General features: G+C 66.3%; 19 protein-coding genes. 6 read left to right on the top strand and 13 right to left on the bottom strand.

Annotated features, from left to right (window positions below):
• Position 1: 1 nt before the first annotated feature.
• Entirely contained in the window at positions 2–739 is a 738-nt protein-coding gene (locus E3T31_RS13805; RefSeq protein ID WP_134469442.1) for a hypothetical protein, read from the bottom strand.
• A gap of 272 nt (positions 740–1,011) precedes the next feature.
• On the opposite strand from E3T31_RS13805, the gene purL reads away from it, so the two are divergent.
• Both purL and E3T31_RS13815 read left to right on the top strand, forming a co-directional pair.
• Positions 1,012–3,318, top strand: a complete 2,307-nt coding sequence (purL, locus tag E3T31_RS13810) for a phosphoribosylformylglycinamidine synthase subunit PurL (protein ID WP_134469444.1) — start codon at positions 1,012–1,014, stop codon at positions 3,316–3,318.
• 77 nt (positions 3,319–3,395) lie between these two features.
• Complete coding sequence (locus E3T31_RS13815) at positions 3,396–4,307, top strand: hypothetical protein (RefSeq protein WP_134469446.1); 912 nt, start codon at positions 3,396–3,398, stop codon at positions 4,305–4,307.
• 82 nt (positions 4,308–4,389) lie between these two features.
• On the opposite strand, the gene E3T31_RS13820 is transcribed toward E3T31_RS13815, so the two are convergent.
• The 9 genes from E3T31_RS13820 to E3T31_RS13860 all read right to left on the bottom strand — a co-directional run bounded on the left by E3T31_RS13820 (position 4,390) and on the right by E3T31_RS13860 (position 12,064).
• Positions 4,390–5,403 (bottom strand): aldo/keto reductase, encoded by a 1,014-nt coding sequence (locus E3T31_RS13820; RefSeq protein WP_134469448.1) that lies wholly within the window; start codon positions 5,401–5,403, stop codon positions 4,390–4,392.
• A gap of 116 nt (positions 5,404–5,519) precedes the next feature.
• A complete protein-coding gene (locus tag E3T31_RS13825; RefSeq protein ID WP_241977973.1) occupies positions 5,520–6,455 on the bottom strand; it encodes an SDR family NAD(P)-dependent oxidoreductase in 936 nt (311 codons plus the stop codon).
• A gap of 28 nt (positions 6,456–6,483) precedes the next feature.
• A complete protein-coding gene (locus E3T31_RS13830) occupies positions 6,484–6,948 on the bottom strand; it encodes a chorismate mutase (RefSeq protein ID WP_134469452.1) in 465 nt (154 codons plus the stop codon).
• A 28-nt stretch (positions 6,949–6,976) separates the two neighbouring features.
• Positions 6,977–7,936 carry a DMT family transporter gene (locus tag E3T31_RS13835; RefSeq protein ID WP_370304615.1) on the bottom strand — a complete coding sequence of 320 codons (960 nt, stop codon included), beginning with the start codon at positions 7,934–7,936 and terminating at the stop codon, positions 6,977–6,979.
• A 279-nt stretch (positions 7,937–8,215) separates the two neighbouring features.
• Complete coding sequence (locus E3T31_RS13840; RefSeq protein WP_134469454.1) at positions 8,216–9,031, bottom strand: GNAT family N-acetyltransferase; 816 nt, start codon at positions 9,029–9,031, stop codon at positions 8,216–8,218.
• Positions 9,032–9,072: 41 nt separating this feature from the next.
• Positions 9,073–10,359 carry an adenylosuccinate synthase gene (locus E3T31_RS13845; protein WP_134469456.1) on the bottom strand — a complete coding sequence of 429 codons (1,287 nt, stop codon included), beginning with the start codon at positions 10,357–10,359 and terminating at the stop codon, positions 9,073–9,075.
• A complete protein-coding gene (locus E3T31_RS13850; RefSeq protein WP_092447899.1) occupies positions 10,360–10,845 on the bottom strand; it encodes a DUF3151 domain-containing protein in 486 nt (161 codons plus the stop codon).
• Positions 10,846–11,005: 160 nt separating this feature from the next.
• Positions 11,006–11,374, bottom strand: coding sequence for a nuclear transport factor 2 family protein (locus E3T31_RS13855; RefSeq protein ID WP_104135897.1), 369 nt, complete (start codon positions 11,372–11,374; stop codon positions 11,006–11,008).
• Positions 11,375–11,416: 42 nt separating this feature from the next.
• Positions 11,417–12,064, bottom strand: a complete 648-nt coding sequence (locus E3T31_RS13860; protein WP_134469526.1) for an RNA methyltransferase — start codon at positions 12,062–12,064, stop codon at positions 11,417–11,419.
• A 77-nt stretch (positions 12,065–12,141) separates the two neighbouring features.
• Between E3T31_RS13860 and E3T31_RS13865 the strand changes: the two genes are divergently transcribed.
• The 3 genes from E3T31_RS13865 to E3T31_RS13875 all read left to right on the top strand — a co-directional run bounded on the left by E3T31_RS13865 (position 12,142) and on the right by E3T31_RS13875 (position 15,054).
• Positions 12,142–13,413: an Nramp family divalent metal transporter gene (locus E3T31_RS13865; RefSeq protein ID WP_134469458.1), complete on the top strand. Its 1,272-nt coding sequence runs from the start codon at positions 12,142–12,144 to the stop codon at positions 13,411–13,413.
• A gap of 36 nt (positions 13,414–13,449) precedes the next feature.
• Complete coding sequence (locus E3T31_RS13870) at positions 13,450–14,094, top strand: metal-dependent transcriptional regulator (RefSeq protein WP_134469460.1); 645 nt, start codon at positions 13,450–13,452, stop codon at positions 14,092–14,094.
• Positions 14,095–14,253: 159 nt separating this feature from the next.
• Positions 14,254–15,054, top strand: a complete 801-nt coding sequence (locus tag E3T31_RS13875; RefSeq protein WP_134469462.1) for an HAD-IIA family hydrolase — start codon at positions 14,254–14,256, stop codon at positions 15,052–15,054.
• 4 nt (positions 15,055–15,058) lie between these two features.
• On the opposite strand, the gene E3T31_RS13880 is transcribed toward E3T31_RS13875, so the two are convergent.
• Together E3T31_RS13880 and pyrE are read right to left on the bottom strand one after the other, a co-directional pair.
• Positions 15,059–16,162, bottom strand: coding sequence for a hypothetical protein (locus E3T31_RS13880; protein WP_134469464.1), 1,104 nt, complete (start codon positions 16,160–16,162; stop codon positions 15,059–15,061).
• Positions 16,162–16,710, bottom strand: a complete 549-nt coding sequence (gene pyrE / locus E3T31_RS13885; RefSeq protein WP_134469466.1) for an orotate phosphoribosyltransferase — start codon at positions 16,708–16,710, stop codon at positions 16,162–16,164. Before pyrE ends, E3T31_RS13880 begins: the two co-directional genes overlap by 1 nt.
• A gap of 583 nt (positions 16,711–17,293) precedes the next feature.
• Between pyrE and E3T31_RS13890 the strand changes: the two genes are divergently transcribed.
• Positions 17,294–18,208: a LysR family transcriptional regulator gene (locus E3T31_RS13890; protein ID WP_134469468.1), complete on the top strand. Its 915-nt coding sequence runs from the start codon at positions 17,294–17,296 to the stop codon at positions 18,206–18,208.
• Positions 18,209–18,222: 14 nt separating this feature from the next.
• On the opposite strand, the gene E3T31_RS13895 is transcribed toward E3T31_RS13890, so the two are convergent.
• Complete coding sequence (locus E3T31_RS13895) at positions 18,223–19,722, bottom strand: CoA-acylating methylmalonate-semialdehyde dehydrogenase (protein ID WP_134469470.1); 1,500 nt, start codon at positions 19,720–19,722, stop codon at positions 18,223–18,225.
• Positions 19,723–19,728: the final 6 nt, after the last annotated feature.

Here is a 19,728-nt window from a genome sequence, read left to right on the forward strand (position 1 = left end):
GTCATTTCTGCTGCCGCCTGCTGCCGCCGTGCCAGTCTTCTTGCTTTCCGACCGTGTTCGCTTCGACTCCGAACGCCGCCAGCTGTGGCAGCTCGCGCAGGCTGCGCTTGAGCTCGGCAAAACCCGGGAAGCGGGACAGCCCAACCACGTGGTCCCACAACTCGACCGCCGATTCCTCGGGGGGAAGCCGGCTGATCACCGGTCCGAAGAAGGCTACACCGGCGGGCGGCTCGAAGTGGATGATGGGCGTGCCCACGTCTTTTCCCGTCAGCGAGAGTGCCTCGTCCGTCTCCTGCTGGATCTCGATGTCCCATGATTCGTCGTCGAGAGCTTCCACCAGCTCGAGCGGCAGGCCCGCCTCGGCGAGGATCGGCTCCGCAAACGCACGCGCCCCGCGGAGCTCACGCACCTCGCCCTCGCTCCGATGGTCGTCTGGGCCGGGGGCGGTGTCGAAGATGTGGGCCCCGAAGGCTGCGTACAGCGGCGCCATCGCCTCGCGGCCGTGCTCGGCGCGCGCGCGGGCGGCTACCCGCAAAAGCCGGAGCCCGGCGGTGTGTCCTGCTTCGTACTCGGGAGGGAAATGCGCGTCGTAGTCGACGTGGGCATTGATCAGGCGTAACGAGATGAACCGCCAGTCCACGGTGTAGTCGCGCTGCGCCTGCACCTGTCGCACCCACTTGCTGGTCATCCAGGCGAAGGGGCAAACCGGGTCGAAGTAGAAGTTGATGTCGGCGTCCATGCGTCCACCCTAGGTCAATGCCGGAAGCACGCCCAAGATAGACCGGGCGAGGTGGGCTCGACGGGTGCCTCGGGATGACGTATCGCTCGTAGCCCGCATTCGTTGCCGTGGTGCATACAGGGTAAGCGACCCGCTCCTCTACCTCGGGGAATGTCGTGCGAATGCGTTGGCGATCAGTACCGACCGTGTCGATACGTTAGATGAGGACGGGTTCGGGGCAACCGGTAGACTGACCGGGTCAAGCATCCGCTATCTCGGGGAGAATTCCACACGTGACCGCTGTTTCCAACACCTCTTCCCGCGGCGTCGCCGACACCGTTTCCAACGCCATTGCGACGCCGGAGAAGGAGCAGCCATACGGCGCGCTCGGGCTCAAGGCCGATGAGTACGCGAAGATTCGCGAAATTCTGGGCCGCCGCCCAACGAGTGGCGAGCTCGCCATGTACTCGGTCATGTGGAGCGAGCACTGCTCGTATAAAAGCTCGAAGATGTACCTGCGCCAGTTCGGCGACAAGGTCACCCCCGCCATGAAGAAAAACCTCATGGTCGGCATGGGCGAAAACGCCGGTGTGCTCGACGTTGGCGAGGGCTGGGCGGTCACGTTCAAAATCGAATCGCACAACCACCCGTCCTATATTGAGCCGTTTCAGGGCGCCGCGACCGGCGTCGGCGGCATCGTGCGCGACATCATCTCGATGGGCGCCCGCCCGGTCGCGGTCATGGACGCCCTGCGCTTCGGCGACATCAATGATCCAGACACTGCCCGCGTCGTGCACGGCGTGGTGGCGGGCATCAGCTTTTACGGCAACTGCCTCGGCCTGCCGAACATCGGTGGCGAAACCGTGTTCGACCGGGTCTACCAGGGCAACCCGCTGGTCAACGCGCTCTCGGTCGGCGTGCTGCGCCACGAAGATCTGCACCTCGCCAACGCCCGCGGCGTCGGCAATCAGGTCGTGCTGTTCGGAGCCCGCACCGGCGGCGACGGCATCGGCGGGGCATCCATTCTCGCCTCGGACACGTTCAGCGCCGGCGGGCCGACCAAGCGCCCGGCCGTGCAGGTCGGCGACCCGTTCGCCGAGAAGGTACTCATCGAGTGCTGTCTCGAACTGTTCGCGGGCAAGCTCGTCGAGGGTATTCAGGACCTCGGCGCGGCCGGCATCAGCTGCGCCACTTCTGAGCTCGCCTCGAACGGTGACGGCGGCATGTTCATCGAACTCGAGAAGGTGCTGCTGCGCGACCCGACGCTCACCGCCGAAGAGATCCTCATGAGCGAGAGTCAGGAACGCATGATGGCGATCGTCACTCCCGAGAAGCTCGAGGGTTTTCTCGCCGTCACGACGAAGTGGGACGTTGAGACCAGCGTGCTCGGCGAGGTCACCGATACCGGCCGGTTGATCATTAACTGGCACGGCGAGGAGATCGTCAACGTGCTGCCGCGCACCGTGGCCGTCGACGGCCCGGTCTACGAGCGCCCGCTGGCCTACCCCACCTGGATCGACGCCCTACAGGCCGACACCGCCTCCGTGCTGCCCCGTGCACTCGACGGCGAGACCCTGCGCGAGCAGTTCCTCGATCTGCTGGGCTCGCCCAACCTGGCCGACCCGAGCTGGATCACCGACCAGTACGACCACTACGTGCAGGGCAACACGGCGCTATCCTTTCCCGACGATGGCGGCATGATCCGCGTCGACGAAGAGTCGGGCCTCGGCTTCGCGATCGCCACCGACGCGAACGGCCGCTACTGCCAGCTCGACCCGTACCGCGGCGCGCAGCTCGCCCTCGCTGAGGCGTACCGCAACGTCGCCGCGACCGGCGCGGTGCCGGCCGGGGTCAGCGACTGCCTCAACTTCGGCTCGCCCGAGAACCCCGAGGTCATGTGGCAGTTCCGTGAGGCCGTCACCGCCCTCGCCGACGGATGCCTCGAGCTGGAGATTCCCGTCACCGGCGGCAACGTCTCGTTCTACAACCAGACCGGCGACCAGCCGATCCACCCGACCCCGGTCGTGGCCGTGCTCGGCGTGATCGACGACGTCGCCCGCCGCATCCCCAGCGGCTGGCAGGACGACGGCCACAACATCTACCTGCTCGGCGAGACCCGCCTTGAGCTGGACGGCTCGGCCTGGGCCGGCGTCGTGCACGACCACCTCGGCGGTCGGCCGCCGGTCGTGGATCTAGGCCGAGAGAAGGCCCTCGCCGGTCTGCTGCACGCCGCATCGAAGGAAGCGCTCATCGACAGCGCCCACGACTTGAGCGAGGGCGGGCTGGCCCAGGCCCTCGCCGAAGCCGTGATGCGCTTCGGGGTGGGCGCACGGGTCTGGCTGGGTGACATTCTGGATCGGGACGGGGTGGACGCATCCACTGCCCTGTTCTCGGAGTCAGCCGGGCGAGTCATCGTCAGCGTGCCGCGCGAAGACGACGTGAAGTTTCTTGGCTTGTGTGCCGGCCGCTACATTCCGGTGCTGCGCATCGGTGTGACGGACAACACCCTGCACGCCCTGGAGGTGCAGGACGTCTTCTCAGCCTCCCTCGCCGAGATGCAGTCGCGTCACCGCACCACCCTCCCCGCCGCCTTCGCGTAGCCCGGTCGCGAACCTTGCCAGGGGCTTGGGGTGTGGATAACTCTTGGGACTCGTTGAAGTTGAGTCACACTGTGGGCATGAATCGGTCTCACAGACTTCCACCGGACTTTGACGGACGTCCATTCAGCACGGCCGAGGGCAGTGGCGCCGGCCTAACCAAGAAGCGGATGCGGGCGTCCGACTTGGCGCGTCCCTATCCGGCAACGCGCACCCCGCGTGGAAAGAACAACTCGGTAGACCTGCTCATCCACACCTACGCCCACCGCATGTCCAAATCAGACTTTTTCAGCCATGTGACTGCTGCTCGCGTGCACGGGCTCCCACTGCCCTACGCCGTCGAACGCACCCAAACCATTCATGTCTCAACCGAAGCACCCGCGCTGCGCGACCGGGTACGCGGGGTTCGCGGCCACCACGTCGCCCCCCAGACAGTCACCGTGGTTGACGTTCAGGGCCTGCACGTCACGAGTGCGGTCGACACCTGGTGCCAGCTGTCCACCATGCTTGGACGCGACGACTTGATCCGAATCGGCGACGCACTCATGCGCCGCAAGCATCCGTTCGCAACGACGCGCGACTTGCTCACCGCCGTTCGTCGCTATTCGGGACACCGGGGCGTGAAGCTCCTGCGCGAGGCGCTGATTTGGATTCGACCGGGCGTCGACTCACCCCGCGAGACCGACCTGCGGCTGCTGATCGTGCGGTCCGGCCTGCCCGAGCCCGAGGTCAATGGCCTGATTCTGGGCCGCACCGGCGTGAAACTTGCCACCGGGGACCTGGTCTTTCGCCGGTACCGTGTTCTGCTCGAGTACGACGGCGGGCAGCATCGCACCGACGAGAACCAGTACCACTGGGACGTTGACCGCCTCGACGCGCTCATGGAGGAGACCTGGCGGGTCATCCGCATCAACAAATCCCACCTCCGCAATCCGCCCGAGGTGATCCGCAGGGTGACGGTGGCGCTCATGGCCGGCGGCTGGCGGCCGTGAGCCGTGAGCCGAGAGCGCAAAAAGTGCCCGATTGAGAGGTCCAATCGGGCACTTTTTGCGCTCTCGCGAGGAAGGCGAGTCACTATTCGCGGCCGGCGGAGACCCACTGGGGGTTGAATGACCGGCCGGCGACGACGCGGTCGGCGAGCGCGTCCAGGCGCTCGACGTGCGCAGCATCGAGACGGATGCCCGCGGCCGCCAGGTTCTCGTCCACGCGCTCAATAAACCTTGAGCCGGGGATGGGCGACACGGCAACCCCGAGAGCGCGACCCTTGTCATAAATCCACGCGAGCGCCACCTGAGCCGGTGAGACCCCGGCCTCACGAGCCACCGCCAGCACCTCGTCGAGCACTGGCTGGTTGGCGGCGAGAGCCTCAGGGGCGAACCGAGGAAACTTGTGGCGACCGTCGCCGTCGGTGAGCGAGGCACGGTCGAAGAGTCCGGTGAGCCATTGGCGCCCGAGCGGCGAGTACGGAACGAACCCGACTCCCAGCTCGATCGCCGTCGGAATAACGTGCCGTTCGACGTCCCGGCTGATAATGCTCCACTCAGACTGCACCGCAGCGATTGGGTGCACGGCCACCGCGCGCCGCAGTTCATCACCGGTCGGTTCGGACAAGCCGATGTGGCGAATCTTTCCCGCCTGAACGAGCTCGGCGAGTGCACCGACGGTTTCTTCGATCGGCACTTCGGGGTCGACCCGGTGCTGGTAGTAGAGGTCGAGGTGGTCGGTGCCGAGGCGGGCGAGACTCAAATCGATCTGCTCGAACACGTAGGCACGGTCACCGCGGATGCCGCGCGCTCCAATGCCGCCACCAGAGAGGATGCCGAACTTGCTCGCCAGCTGAACCTCATCGCGCCGGGTGGCGATCAAGCGCGCGATGGTCTGCTCGCTCAACCCGTTGCCGTAGACGTTGGCCGTGTCGATGAAGGTGAGGCCGGAGTCAACAGCATGCGTCACCGTGCGCAGGGCGTCATCGGGGTCGATGGGTCCGTAGACCGGAGTGAGCGACATGCCTCCGTAGCCCTGCAGGCTGACCGTGAGGCCGTCGCCCAGTGTGACTGCAGTCAGCAGGGTGGCGGGAGTTGTACTCATTTGGTCAGGATAGCGGCGTGGCGACACGATGCCACGCGTATTACGTCACGCGAGAGCGCAAAAAGTGCCCGATTGGACCTCTCAATCGGGCACTTTTTGCGCTTTCGCGAGAGGGATTAGAGGAAGGGCTCGTCGATGAGGGTCTCGGCTCGCTCCCAGAGACGCGCTGCCACGGCACGGTCGCGGGAGGTGCGGGTGGCGGGCTGGCGCACGGGGCGGCCACGGGTGAGCAGGCGCGGGCCGAAGTAGTCGCCACCGTGGGCATCCGGGTCGATTGCAGCACGCACGGTCGACCAGGCGCCGTGATGCTTGCCCTGCGCGCCGACCACGGTTTGCGCACCGTCGATCACCCGTTTGATCCGCGAGACGCTATTGACACCGGGAATGGTCGGAGTCAGCCCCGAAATGGAATATCCCGGATGTGCCACCAGGGATTGCACCATGCCGGCGCCGGTCGCCCGCAGCCTCCGGTCGAGTTCGAATCCGAACACCTGCATGGCTATCTTGGATTGCGCGTACGCCTTCCACCCGTTGTACGTGGTGGCGAGCTGCAGATCATCGAGGGACGAGTCCATCAGTCGGGAAATCAGCGACCCGAGCGACACCACCCGGCTGCCGGGCGTGCGGCGCAAGGCCGTAAGGGTGCCGGCGGTGAGCGCGAAGTGGCCCAGAAAGTTCGTCGCGAAGATGAGCTCGTTGCCGTCGAGGCTCACCTGCCGGTCGGCAGACGGGTGCACGATTCCGGCGTTCAGAATCAGACCGTCGAGACGCGGCAGAGCACGCAGGGTCTCGCTGACCTCGCGCACCGACTGCAGGTCTGATACATCCAGCTGCAGCACAGAAACGGATGCCCCGGGCGCGCGATCGCGGATGGCCGCCTCTGCTGCATCCGCTTTCCTCAGGTTGCGGCAGGCCAGAATGACGTGCGCGCCAGCCCCAGCGAGTTGCTCACTGGTGAAATAACCAAGGCCCGCGTTGGCGCCGGTGACCACGAAGGTCTTGCCGCTCTGGTCGGGGAGGGAGCGCAGATCCCAGCTCACGTTGCTGACCACACGGTTCCCACAGCGCGGCGCCGAACGATCACGACGCCCGGCTCGGTGCATGCGCGGCAGGCGGGTGCGGCACCGGGTGCGTCGCAGCGGGCACAGCAGGCACAGCGGGCACAGTCGCCGACCCAGCCGGAAGCCCGGCCGCAGCCCCAGCGGCCCGTCCCACCACGACCGGCTCGCCGCCGGCGATCTTCACGTGGTGGTGGATCACCTCGGCGATGATGAAATTGAGGAACTTCTCGGCGAAGGCCGGGTCGAGGTGCGCTTCTTCGGCGAGCCCGCGCAGGCGATCGATCTGCATGAGCTCACGCGCCGGGTCGGCGGCCGGCAACCCGTGGGCAGCCTTCAGACGCCCGACCTGCTGGGTGAATTTGAACCGCTCGGCCAGCAGATGAATGAGCGCGGCGTCGATATTGTCGATGCTCTCGCGAATGCTGTGTAGCTGGTCGATCGCAGCCGCGTCGGCTTCTGGGGATAGTTCCTCGTGTACGGCCATGGTTTTACGATAATGCATGCTGCCCGCGTCAAACGGATGCCACCGCCTCCCGGCCCCGCACCCCGAACCACCCGAGCCGCAACCGTTTCTGCGTGAGCAGGATGCCCACGAGCACCAGCAGCGCCCCGGTCGGTTCGTGCCAGGAGAACGTTTCGGCCAGCACGAGCACCCCTAGAATCACTCCGACGACGGGTGTCACGTAGGTCACCGTGGACGCGTTGGTCGGGCCCCACGCGCGCAGCACGTTGATGTTCCAGATGTAGGTGACTCCGGTGCCGAGGGCACCCAAAGCCAGCAGACACAGCACGATCGGCAGCGTCAATTGCACCGGGCTCCAGGCCAGCACGGGAGTCAGCAGCAACATGATGCCGCCGCCGATGCCGATATTGAGAAAGGCGAAGGTGCTGCCGGCGATCGGCCGGCCGCTCAGAAAACGACGCGTGTAGCCATAGGTGAAGCCGTAGCTGACGGCCGCGCCGAGGCAGGCGAGCTGACCCCAGAAGTCGCCGGTGAGCGAGGAGTATTGCCACGGACCGATGATCACGACGACGCCGAAAATTCCGAGCATCACCCCGGCCACCTGGGCGCGCACGAGCTTCTCTACCCGAAACGCCAGCGTCGCCAGGAGCGCCGTCATGATCGGAGTGACCGCGTTGTAGATGCTCGCCAGGCTCGACGAGACGTACTGTTCGGCCCAGGCGAAGAGCAGGTGCGGAATCACGCATCCGGTGATCGCAATTACCAGAAAGTGCAGCCAGACCACGCCTTCGCGCGGCAGCACCGGCCCGTTGTTCACCCGCGGCCGGTTCACGAGCACGATCAGGCCGAGGGTGAGTCCGCCGAGCACGAGTCTGGACCAAGCGACCTGACCGAAGCTGACCCCGTCGAGCGCGACCTTCATGAACAGAAAGCTGGAGCCCCAGATCAGCCCCATACCGAGAAATTGCAGGGTGACGAGGGTCTTGCTGGCGGCAGGCGGTGGGGGCACGGTCCGAGCCTATAGCGGGCGTCGGCGCACCAGCGCCCCGCCGAGCTCAACGTCTGAAAAGCGCCGAAGAATGGCAGCAGATGCCGCACCCGGCCGGCGGGAATTCCCGCCGGCCGGGGATCAACCGCCGCACAATTCGGCGGTTCGCCTCGCCCTACTCGCAATGGCCGCCAGATGAGAATCTCCGCAGTTATGAACGGCCCCTCCGGTACCGACGCCCGCCCGTGCGATTTTCAGCGCGCCGAGCACCTCGTGGAGAGCACGAACGCCCCCAGGCCACTACTGCGAGGCATCGGCCCCGGCATTTCGTTCCGCGTCAAAACCGGCCGCCGCACGGGTCGAATCTGGCGCGGCTCCGGGCGCCGCCCCCGGCAGATTCGGCGCGCTCCCGGCGTTCACGCCGCTGCGCACGCCGCTCTGCGGGCCACCGCCGCTGATCGTGCCGCCCGGCCCGGCCTTGCGCAGGCTCCGATAGGACACGAACCGGGACTCGAACGCGCCCAGGCGGGCCTCGAGTCCGGCGCGAACGGCTGGCCATTCATCGGCGAGGATCGAATAGACGGCGCTGTCCCGCCAGGTGCCGTCAGCGCCCGGGCGATCCCGGCGGAGGATGCCCTCAAAGGTCGCTCCGATACCGAGGATGGCGGCGCGGGAACGCTCGTTGATGGCATCCGCTTGAATTTTGACCCGGCCGAAACCATTGTCGAAGGCGGCGCCAAGCACGAGCATCTTGGTCTCCGCGTTGACGGCGGTGCCCCAGACGCGGGGGTCGTAGGCGGTCCAGCCGAGGTGAATCGACTCGTTGACGACATCGATGTCGCCGAGGGTCGTGGTGCCGACGACGTCGCCGTCGTGCGGGCCGCCGAGCAGGCGCACCACGTAGGGCAGACTCTCCCACTGAAAGTAGGTGTCGGCCCATTGGATAAACCCGTCCACGTCCCGGTGCAACGCTGCCGGGCCACCACCGAAGCCGGCGGCGAACACCTCGGGGCGAGCGATGGCGCGGTGCAGGTCGGGCAGCACCACGCTGCCGAGCGGTTGCAGCTGCACAAAACGACCGGTCAGGGTCAGGGAATGGGGTCTCAGGGCGGTCACCCGCCCAGTGTGGCAGGTCAACCCCGAAACGGGTAGCGGCTTTAGTCGATCAGGTCGTGCCGCACCACGATGGCTTCACGGCCCGGGCCGACGCCGATCGCCGACATGCGCGATCCGCTCATGGCTTCGAGCGCGAGCACGTAGTTCTGCGCGGCCTGCGGCAGCTCCTCGAACGTGCGCACACCGGTGATGTCCTCGGTCCAACCGGGAAAGTTCTCGTAAATCGGCACGGCGTGGTGAAAGTCGCTCTGCGAGACGGGCACCTCGTCGACGCGCACGCCGTCGACCGAGTAGGCCACGCAGACCGGAATCTCGGCCAGGCCGGTGAGCACGTCGAGCTTGGTGAGCACGAAGTCGGTGACACCGTTGATGCGTGCGGTGTACCGGGCGATCGGGGCGTCGTACCAGCCGCAGCGACGCGGACGGCCGGTCGTGGTGCCGAACTCGAAACCGTTGGCGCGCAGGTACTCGCCGGACTCGTCGAACAGCTCGGTCGGGAACGGCCCGCTGCCGACCCGGGTCGTGTACGCCTTGACCACGGCGATGACGCGGTCGATGCGGTTGGGTGCGATACCGGAACCGGTCACCGCGCCGCCCGAGGTGGCGTTCGACGAGGTCACGAAGGGGTAGGTGCCGTGGTCGACGTCGAGCATGGTGGCCTGGCCGCCCTCGAACAGCACGGTTTTGCCCGCCGTCAGCGCCTGGTGCAGCAGCAACGCGGTGTCGGTAACCATCGGGCGCAGGCGTTCGGCGTAACCGAGCAGCTCGGTGACGATCTCCTCGGCCTCGATGGCGCGACGGTTGTACACCTTGACCAGCATGTGGTTCTTCTGGTCCAGGGCGCCCTCGACCTTCTGGCGCAAAATGTTCTCGTCGAACAGGTCCTGCACGCGGATGCCGACGCGGTTGATCTTGTCGGCATACGCCGGGCCGATGCCGCGCCCGGTGGTGCCGATCTGGCGTTTTCCGAGAAAACGCTCGGTGACCTTGTCGAGGGTGCGGTGGTACGCCGTGATGACGTGCGCGTTCAGGCTGACCTTGAGCCGGGAGACGTCGACACCGCGCTCCATCAGCGCGTCGAGCTCTTCGAACAGCACCTCGACGTCGACGACCACGCCGTTCGCGATGACCGGGGTCACGCCGGGGCTCAGGATGCCCGACGGCAGCAGGTGCAGCGCGTACTTCTCATCACCGATGACAACGGTGTGTCCGGCGTTGTTGCCGCCGTTGAACTTGACGACATAGTCGACCCGGCTACCGAGCAGGTCGGTGGCCTTGCCCTTGCCCTCGTCGCCCCACTGGGCTCCGATGAGTACGATCGCGGGCATTTAGTCTTCTCCTCGAATAACAAAGGCTTCGGTCGGCGGCGCCGGGTCGAAGCCGGGGCTGCCGGTGTAACGGGCTCCGATGATGTCAATGGCGCTCGCATCGGCATCCGTCAGAAAAGCGGTGAGACGGATGACCTCGTCGGCCTCACCTATCTCTTCGGCACCGCGGCGCAGCGCGAACAAGGCGCGAAGCACCCCGCGGTTGGGTTCGTGGCGCCACGGAATGGGGCCGTGGCCGCGCCAGCCGGCCTTGCGCAGGGCGTCGAGTCCGCGGTGATAACCGACCCGAGCATAGGCGTACGACTCGAGCACACGGCCCTCGGAATGGGTGGCATCGGCCAGCTCAGCCCAGGCCAGCGGCGACGTCGGGTGCACCTGCACCACAGCGGCGATCTCGCTCCACGCGGTTCGGCGAAGGGCCTCGAGCACCTCCGGTTCCGCGGGAAGAAGGGTCTCGGGCTCTGAAATCAAATTGTCGCCGGTCACACTGAATCCTACCAAGACCGCAGGCCGCCGCTTTCGGTGCGCTGCCGCCACCTAGCTCCTGACCGCGCCCCATATCGGTGGGCGCTACGCACGGTTACCGTAGCGAGCACCCACATCGGGCGCGCTCATGCACGCCAGACTGCTGAACGGATGGGCCAGGCTACGCTGGGCTCTGCTGCCGGGCGGCGACGCGCCAGCCACCGTTGACGAACAGATAGGTGGTCGACATGTTCAGTTCGGCCACCACCTCGCCGCGCCGGGCGATCGCCTTGTAGACGACGACACCGGCGTGCTCGCCGAGGCGAATGATGGCGGGCTCGTGAATGCCGTAGCTCTCCCACGGCGCCGCCTGATCAAAGTAGGCGGTGACCTGGTCGCGCGTGATGACAGCGCCCGGCACGATCATCAACCCGTCGTCGGTCATTTCGCGCTGGTAGTAGGCGCCGCCCGTACCGCCCAGAATGGCCTCCCATCCGGCGTTTTCTTCGTGGAGCAGGCGGGCGGGTAGATCGTCAGTGATCGCAGTCATACCGTCACGCTAGCCCCAAACCGTCACCGAATGAAGGAAAAATCAGAACCGGTGCTGAACCACCCAGGAATGCATGGTGACGGCCGCGGCGGCCGAGGCGTTGATCGAGCGGGTCGACCCGAACTGGCTGATTTCGACGACGGATTCCGCGGCGGCGATGGCCTGCTCCGACAGTCCGGGGCCCTCCTGGCCGAACAGAAGCACGCAGCGCTCTGGGAAGCTGAAGGTCTCGATAATAACGCTTCCTGGCACGTTGTCGATCGCGATCACCGGCAGCACCTCTGCGGCACACCACTGTACGAACGCGGCGACATCCGTGTGGTGCAGCACATGCTGGTACCGGTCGGTAACCATGGCACCGCGCTTGTTCCAGCGTTTGCGCCCGATAATGTGCACGGTGTCGGCGCCGAACGCGTTAGCGCTGCGCACGATCGAACCGATGTTCATGTCGTGCTGCCAGTTTTCAATCGCCACGTGAAACGGATGCCGGTGCTCATCCAGGTCAGCCACAATCGCGGCCATATTCCAGTAGCGATACCGGTCGATCACGTTGCGGGTGTCGCCGTGCTCGAGCAGCTCGGCGTCGTACCGGTCTTCGCTCGGCCACTCCCCCGACCACGGACCGACCCCGTAGGTGGAGCGTTCGGGGGAAGAGCTGTCGACGGCGAAGGTGGGGGCTGCTGGTTCGATCACTGCTTAACCGTAACCCGCCGGCCGCGCCCAGATTCGGGCTTTCGGTGTACCTAAATTTCGGCTAGGGTTTCGGAATGACTAAAACGGATGCCCCCGCTCCCGATCGCGTGCTCGCCCAGGCTCCCACCACGATCGCCTCCAGCCGCCTGCTGTGGCTGCTCGGACCGGCCCTCGTCGCCGGGGTCGCTTACCTCGACCCGGGCAATGTCGCAAGCAACATGACCGCCGGAGCCCGTTACGGCTATCTGCTGGTCTGGGTGGTCGTGGCCGGCAACGTGATGGCCTGGCTCATTCAGTACCTCTCGGCCAAGCTTGGGATCGTCACCGGGCAGAGCCTCCCCGAGATCCTCGGGGTGCGCATGAAACGGCCCACCGCGCGGCGGCTGTATTGGATTCAGGCCGAACTCGTCGCCATGGCCACCGACCTCGCCGAGATCATCGGCGGCGCCGTCGCCCTCAACCTGCTGTTCAACCTGCCGCTGATCTGGGGCGGCGTGATTACCGGAACCATCTCGATGATTGTGCTCATGGTGCACTCGCGGCGGGGCCCGAGAATTTTTGAACGCGTCATCATCATGCTCATGCTCATCATCACCGTCGGTTTCACTGCTGGCGTCTTCGTCTCCCCGCCCGATGCCGGCGGCGTTCTCGACGGTCTGGTTCCGCGCTTCGAGGGCAGCAACTCGGTACTGCTCGCCGCGTCCATTCTCGGCGCGACGATCATGCCGCACGCCATCTATGCGCACTCCTCGCTCACCCGCGACCGATTCCCGGAATGGCAGGGCGTGGTCGCGACCCGCCGCCTGCTCTGGGCCACGAAATGGGACGTCACGATCGCCATGGCCATCGCCGGAACGGTGAATCTGGCGATTCTGCTGCTCGCAGCATCCGCTTTGCAGGGTGTGGACGGAACCGACACGCTCGAGGGAGCCTATGCGGCGCTGAAGGACACGCTCGGACCGATCGTCGCGACGCTGTTTGCGGTGGGACTGCTCGCGTCGGGGCTCGCCTCAACCTCGGTCGGCGCCTATGCCGGGGCCGAGATTATGCACGGCCTGCTGCACGTGCGCATTCCGCTCCTGCTTCGACGGCTGGTCACGCTAATTCCGGCTCTGCTCATTCTGGGCGTCGGATTCGACCCCACCCAGGCGCTCGTGCTCAGCCAGGTGGTGCTCTCGTTCGGCATTCCGTTCGCGCTGATTCCGCTAGTCTGGCTGACCGCGCAGCGCGGCCTGCTCGGCACGTTCACCAACCGCTGGTTCACGACCGCCGCCGGTGTGGTGTGCGCGCTGGCGCTGGTCGCCCTCAACGTGGTGCTGCTCGTACTCGTCTTCACCGGAGCCTGAGTTCACCAGAGCGTGAGCGGTTACCCTTAAAGCGATATGACCTACACGACCGGCGCCGCCGAGGACTACCTCAAGACCATCTACGCCCACACCGAGTGGCAGAGCGACCTGATCACCCCGTCGGCGCTGGCCGTGCGGCTGGGGGTGGCTCCGTCGTCCGTGACCGAAATGGTGAAGAAGCTCGCCGCGAGCGGGCTCATCACCCACGTGCCGTACGGGCCGCTGGCGCTGACGGATGCCGGCCGGCTGCGCGCGACCGCGGTCGTGCGCCGGCATCGCCTGATCGAGGCCTGGCTGGTCGGCGAAATGGGCTACGACTGGGACCAGGTGCACGACGAGGCTGAGATTCTTGAGCACTCCATCTCGGATCGGCTGCTCGAAGCGATCAACGCCCGGCTCGGATTTCCGACGCACGATCCGCACGGCGATCCGATTCCGGCCGCCGACGGCTCGGTCGTGCGCGAGCCGTCCGTGCTGCTGGCCGAGGCCGCGGTCGGGCACCGGGCGACCGTGCTGCGCATCAGCGACCGCGACCCCGCAGTGCTGCGCGAGCTCGCGGTGGATCTGATCGGCCCCGGCACCGCGTTCACGCTCGCGGCGCCGTTGACCATTGTGTTAGCGGATGGCCAAAGCCGGCTGGTCACGCCGGCGGCTGCGGCGTCGATCTGGGTCACCGCCTGAGGCGCTGGCCAGCTTTTCGACGATTTCGACCTCGGACGCACAGACCGGGCGACAGCAGACTGGCGATTTCCGGTCCGCGGCATCCGCTTCATTGCCTCAGATGTAACCGAGGCGAAACGTCGCGCAGCTAGGCTGAGAGTCGACGAAAAGGAGCGCCTGATGGCACGACGCGACGAAATCGAATGCTGGCTCACCGACATGGACGGTGTGCTCGTGCACGAGAACCAGGCCCTCCCCGGGGCGGCCGAGCTGCTGCAGCAGTGGACCGACTCAGGAACGCCGTTTCTGGTGCTCACCAATAACTCCATTTTCACGCCGCGCGACCTGAGCGCCCGGCTGCGTTCGAGCGGGCTGAACGTGCCGGAGGACCGCATTTGGACCTCAGCGCTCGCGACGGCGGACTTTCTGAAGTCCCAGGTCTCCGGAGGCACCGCGTTTGTGATCGGCGAGGTCGGCATCACGACCGCGCTGCACGAAGCCGGGTTCATCATGACCGAGACCTCCCCGGACTATGTCGTCGTCGGCGAGACCCGCAACTACTCGTTCGAGGCCATCACCAAGGCGATTCGGCTCATTCTCGGCGGGGCGCGGTTCATCGCGACGAATCCGGATGCGACCGGGCCCAGCAAAGACGGCCCGATGCCGGCGACCGGCGCGATTTCCGCGCTGATCTCCAAGGCCACCGGGATGGAACCCTATGTCGTCGGCAAGCCCAACCCGATGATGTTCCGTTCGGCGATGAACAAGATCGGCGCGCACTCGGAGAACACCGGCATGATCGGCGACCGCATGGACACCGACATCGTCGCCGGCATCGAGGCTGGGCTGCACACGATTCTCGTGATGACCGGCATCAGCGACGAGGCCGAGATCAACCGCTACCCGTTTCGGCCAGACGAGATCGTGGCCGGAGTGCACGAGCTGCTCTCCCCCGAGCTCATCGAGAGCGACGAGATTTAGGCCCTCACACGCCCGGGCCGGCTCCCATGATGCTCATGCTGAGCGGCTCGGCCGAGGCACGGCTGGCGAAGCAGTAGAAGTTGCGCGGCTCGTCGATCCACTGTTCGGCGGTGACGGGGTAGCTCCCCTGCATTTGCAGGTTCGGGTAGGCGGCGGCCGCGCTCAGGTCCAAAATTCCGGGGCTCGTGCACAGCAGGTTGATCTGTGCGGCCAATGCGGCCTCACCCGGAAAGGCCGTAGTCGCGTCGCCGCCGAAGTCGCCACGAAACACCAGCTGAGCCGTATGCGAAGCTGCGCAATCGACGACCATGAAGTCTTCTTCCCACGGCGAGACATAGGGTTCGAGGCATTCCCCGCTGAACAAGGTGTTCCACTCGTGCACGCCGGCCGGCTGCATCGCAGTGATCTCCGGCGTCGGGGTCGGCGAGGGAGTCGGTGTCGGCGTGGGCGAAGCGGATTGGGTGGGCGCGGCCACCGGAACCGGGCTCGCGACGAGCCGTTGGCCCAGATAGAACAGCCCAGCGAGCACGATGGCCGCGAGCAGTCCGACGGCAGTCCAGACCAGGCTGGCCTGCCGGGAGCCGCCGGTACCCCGCCGGGAGCGATGGTGGCTCGGCGGCTCGGAAGCTGTCGGCGGCTCGATCGCGGGCGCAGTGCGGGCGATGACGGTCGTGGCGGCCGCAGCACCGCTGGCCCCAGACCCTGTGGCACCGAACGTGCTCGGGGTGGGCAGCAGCTCGGTCGGCTGATCGAAAGCGCCCGGTGCGGTCGGCTGATCGACGACGTCCTCACCGGTCTGAGAGCGGATGCTCGCCGCCGGGTCCTGCACGACAGCATCCGTTTCAGAACTGGGCAGGATGACCGTCGCCGCCAGGGCGGCGGGGGCGACGGGGGCCGGCTCGATGGCGGTAACCGGCTCGGCCTGTGCCTCAGCGGTGCGTCGGACTCTTCGCCCGAGCAGCGCCGGAGAGAGCGCGGCGGCATCCGCTTCGTCAGGACCGGATGCCGCCGTCGAATCGGCACGGGATTCCACACTCGACTCGCCGACGGGCTTGCCGAGCTGCGACGCGAGCCAGGCGATTCCGAGCTCGTCGTCGTCTGGCGCCACTAGTTCAGCCCCAGGTCCTCAAGGGAGATCGCAGCGAAATAGGGGTAGCCGGCGGCTTCGATCACTTCACGGGCACCGGTGTCGCGGTCGACCACCACGGCGACGCCGGCGATCTCGGCGCCGATCTTGAGCAGGGCTTCGATGGCGGCGAGAGGCGACCCCCCGGTCGTCGAGGTGTCTTCGAGCACGATCACGCGCTTGCCGGCGAGTTCGGGGCCTTCGACCTGGCGGCCCCGTCCGTGGTCCTTCGGCTCCTTGCGCACGACGAACGCGTCGTAGCTCGCGCCGCGGGCCACGCCCTGGTGCATGACGGCGGCGGCGATCGGGTCGGCGCCCATGGTCATGCCACCGACGGCCACGACGTCGGGAACGTCCTGAATCAGGTCGAGCATGACCTGCCCGATGAGCGGGGCGACTCGATGGTCGAGGCTCACCCGGCGCATGTCCACGTAGTACGTGGCTTTCTTGCCGCTCGTGAGAACGAAGTCGCCGTGAAAGACGGCCTCGGCCGAGATGAAGTCGATGAGTTTTTGCCGCGTATCAGTCACGCTCGCCAGTTTAGGGTATTGCCAGCGCCCCCCATCAGATGTGGCGCAGCCACCAGAAGACAAGGCGGGGCGGGGTTTCCTGCGGGGTTGCGAGTTTTGAGGTGTTTCGGGGGCCGCCGCACGCCTTTCGCGGTGGTCCCCGAAACATCTCAATGTTTGAGCGAGGAGCAGCTGACCCTGCCACCGCCGATCCCCATGAAGGAGTGCACAAGCGCAGCCAGTGAGGACGCAGATGGCTCGGTTTCGCAAACGGCCCTACGAGGGGCGGATGCGCGCGCCAACGCCTCAACCTCACGCGAGAGCGGGAAGTGAAGTGGAGAAGCGGTGGGAGTTAGAAGGCGCGCACCAGGTTGCGACGCTCGACCTGACGGTAGCCATCGCGGCGAACCTCAACGACGAGGGCGGCGATGGAGACACCGGCAACGAGCAGGAGTGCGATGAGGATGAACACGAGGTGCCTTTCAGAGGAGATGGAGTGGCCCGGCACGGACGCGACATTGCTCGTGTATGACTCTTTTAGTAGACCACCATCAACCGTGCAGCACAATCGCTTTATGTTGCATGAACTGTTTAGGCTAACTACATGGACGTGCAACGACTCGAACTACTCCGCGAACTCGCCGACCGCGGCAGCGTCACAGCGGTCGCCCTGGCCACCCACCGCACCCCCTCGGCGGTCTCCCAACAGCTCAAGGTGCTCGAACGCGAAGCCGGTCTGCCGCTCACCCAGCGTCAGGGTCGCGGACTCGTGCTCACCGACGCCGGCCGTGCCCTCGCCCGCAGCGCAACGGATGTCGCGGTGTCACTCGCGAAGGCGACCGCCCTCTGGGACGAATTTCGGAACCTCGCCACCGGCGAAGTCAGCCTCGTCACCTTTCCCACCGCCGGCCAGATGCTGCTGCCCGGCGTGATCAAGCACCTGAGGCCCGGCCTCGTGCTCAATTGCGCCGACGAAGACCCCGAACTGAGCGACTTTCCCGCGTTCACAGCAGAGTACGACATCGTGCTGGCCCACTCGATGAGTGGGCAGCTTTCCTGGGCCGGTCGCGGCCTGAAAGTGGTGCCGCTGATGACCGAGCCGCTGGATGTGGGGCTGCCGGTGGGGCATCCGCTTGCCGATCGCGCCTGGGTGCGTCCGAGCGACCTGATCGGCGAGACCTGGATCGGCGTGACCGACGGGTATCCGTTCGAGCGGATTCTGCACGCGATCGAGCAGGAGGCGGGCGCGCGGCTGTCGATGTCGCAGCGGTTCGCCGACCTCGCCCTGATCGAATCGTTCGTGATCGCCGGGCTCGGCATCGCGCTGGTGCCGCGTTACACCTCCGGCGGCGGCCAGCCCGGCCGTCTCGTGCTGAAGCCCTTGCGCGGAATCGAATCCGAGCGCCAAATCGTGGCCCTGATGCGCCCCGACCGGGCCGAGCGCCTGGCCGTGCGCACCGTAATAGAAGCCCTGCAATCCGAGGCCGCGAGGGTACAGCAGTCCCACGCCGCCCACTAGGCCGCGGGGAGGAACTACTGGTTCTGGGGGAAGCCCAGGTTGATTCCTCCATGGCTCGGGTCGAGCCAGCGGCTCGTGACTGCCTTCTCTCTCGTGAAGAAGTTGACGCCGGCGGGGCCGTAGGCCTTCGCGTCGCCGAACAGCGAGTTCTTCCAGCCGCCGAAGGAGTGGTACGCCACCGGCACCGGAATCGGCACGTTGATGCCGACCATGCCGACCTGCACCTCGTTCTGGAACCGACGAGCGGCCCCGCCGTCGTTGGTGAAGATCGCGGTGCCGTTGCCGTACTGGCTCGCGTTGATGAGATCGAGGCCCTCCTGGTAGCTGGCGACTCGCACGATCGACAGCACCGGTCCGAAGATCTCGTCGAGGTACACGGCCGAGTCCACGCTGACCTTGTCGAACAGGGTCGGGCCGAGCCAGAAACCGTCTGGATCACCGTTCACCTTGATTCCGCGACCGTCGATCACGACCTCGGCACCGTCGGCCTTTGCGATGTCAATGTAGCCGGCGACCTTGTCGCGGTGCACCTTGGTGATTAGCGGGCCCATGTCGCAGCCGCGCGTGCCGTCACCGACCGTGAGGCCCTTGACGCGCTCGGCGATCTTCGCAATGAGCTCGTCGGCGACGGGCTCGACGGCCACGATGACGCTGATGGCCATGCAGCGCTCACCGGCGGATCCGAACCCGGCGTTGACGCCGGCATCCGCTGCCAGGTCGAGGTCGGCATCGGGCAGCACGAGCATGTGGTTCTTTGCGCCACCGAGGGACTGCACGCGCTTGCCGTGCTTGGCCGCCTCCTCGTAGATGTAGCGGGCGATCGGGGTGGATCCGACGAAGGAGATCGCCTGCACGTCGGGGTGCACGAGCAGTGCGTCGACGGCTTCCTTGTCGCCGTGCACCACGTTGAGCACACCGGCGGGCAGGCCGGCCTCGGTAAACAGCTCGGCCAGCCAGTTCGACGCCGACGGGTCCTTCTCGCTCGGCTTGAGCACGACGGTGTTGCCGGCCGCGATGGCGATCGGGAAGTACCAGAGCGGCACCATCGCCGGAAAGTTGAACGGGCTGATGATGCCGACCACGCCGAGCGGCTGGCGCAGCGTGTAGACGTCGACGCCGGTCGAGACGTTCTCGGAGTACTCGCCCTTGGAGAGGTGCGGCATGCCGAGCGCGAATTCGACGACCTCGAGGCCACGAATGATCTCACCGAGCGCATCGGAGGTGACCTTGCCGTGTTCGGCCGTGAGAATTTCGGCTAGGTCGCCCTTGCGCGCGTTGAGCAGTTCGCGGAAATTGAACATGATGGTCTGGCGGCGAGCCTGGCTCATGTCGCGCCAGGCCGGGTAGGCGGCCTGGGCGACCGCGACGGCAGCGTTGAGGTCGGCCGTGCTCGCGAGCAATACGTTCTTGGCGACTATGCCGGTGGCCGGGTTGTAAACCGGCGCGGTGCGGGTGGAGGTGCCAGCGGCAGCTGCGCCGTCGATGTAGTGCTGAATGGTGGGGGTGTCGGTCATGGTGAA

Source organism: Cryobacterium sp. TMS1-13-1, assembly GCF_004403125.1.
In the GTDB taxonomy this organism is placed as follows: Bacteria; Actinomycetota; Actinomycetes; order Actinomycetales; family Microbacteriaceae; genus Cryobacterium; species Cryobacterium levicorallinum.

Coding starts and splice junctions, on each gene's coding strand:
- E3T31_RS13805 (WP_134469442.1), bottom strand. CDS start 739: ATGGACGCCGACATCAACTTCTACTTCGACCCGGTTTGCCCCTTCGCC.
- E3T31_RS13815 (WP_134469446.1), top strand. CDS start 3,396: ATGAATCGGTCTCACAGACTTCCACCGGACTTTGACGGACGTCCATTC.
- E3T31_RS13820 (WP_134469448.1), bottom strand. CDS start 5,403: ATGAGTACAACTCCCGCCACCCTGCTGACTGCAGTCACACTGGGCGAC.
- E3T31_RS13830 (WP_134469452.1), bottom strand. CDS start 6,948: ATGGCCGTACACGAGGAACTATCCCCAGAAGCCGACGCGGCTGCGATC.
- E3T31_RS13845 (WP_134469456.1), bottom strand. CDS start 10,359: ATGCCCGCGATCGTACTCATCGGAGCCCAGTGGGGCGACGAGGGCAAG.
- E3T31_RS13855 (WP_104135897.1), bottom strand. CDS start 11,374: ATGACTGCGATCACTGACGATCTACCCGCCCGCCTGCTCCACGAAGAA.
- E3T31_RS13865 (WP_134469458.1), top strand. CDS start 12,142: ATGACTAAAACGGATGCCCCCGCTCCCGATCGCGTGCTCGCCCAGGCT.
- E3T31_RS13870 (WP_134469460.1), top strand. CDS start 13,450: ATGACCTACACGACCGGCGCCGCCGAGGACTACCTCAAGACCATCTAC.
- E3T31_RS13875 (WP_134469462.1), top strand. CDS start 14,254: ATGGCACGACGCGACGAAATCGAATGCTGGCTCACCGACATGGACGGT.
- E3T31_RS13890 (WP_134469468.1), top strand. CDS start 17,294: ATGGACGTGCAACGACTCGAACTACTCCGCGAACTCGCCGACCGCGGC.
- E3T31_RS13895 (WP_134469470.1), bottom strand. CDS start 19,722: ATGACCGACACCCCCACCATTCAGCACTACATCGACGGCGCAGCTGCC.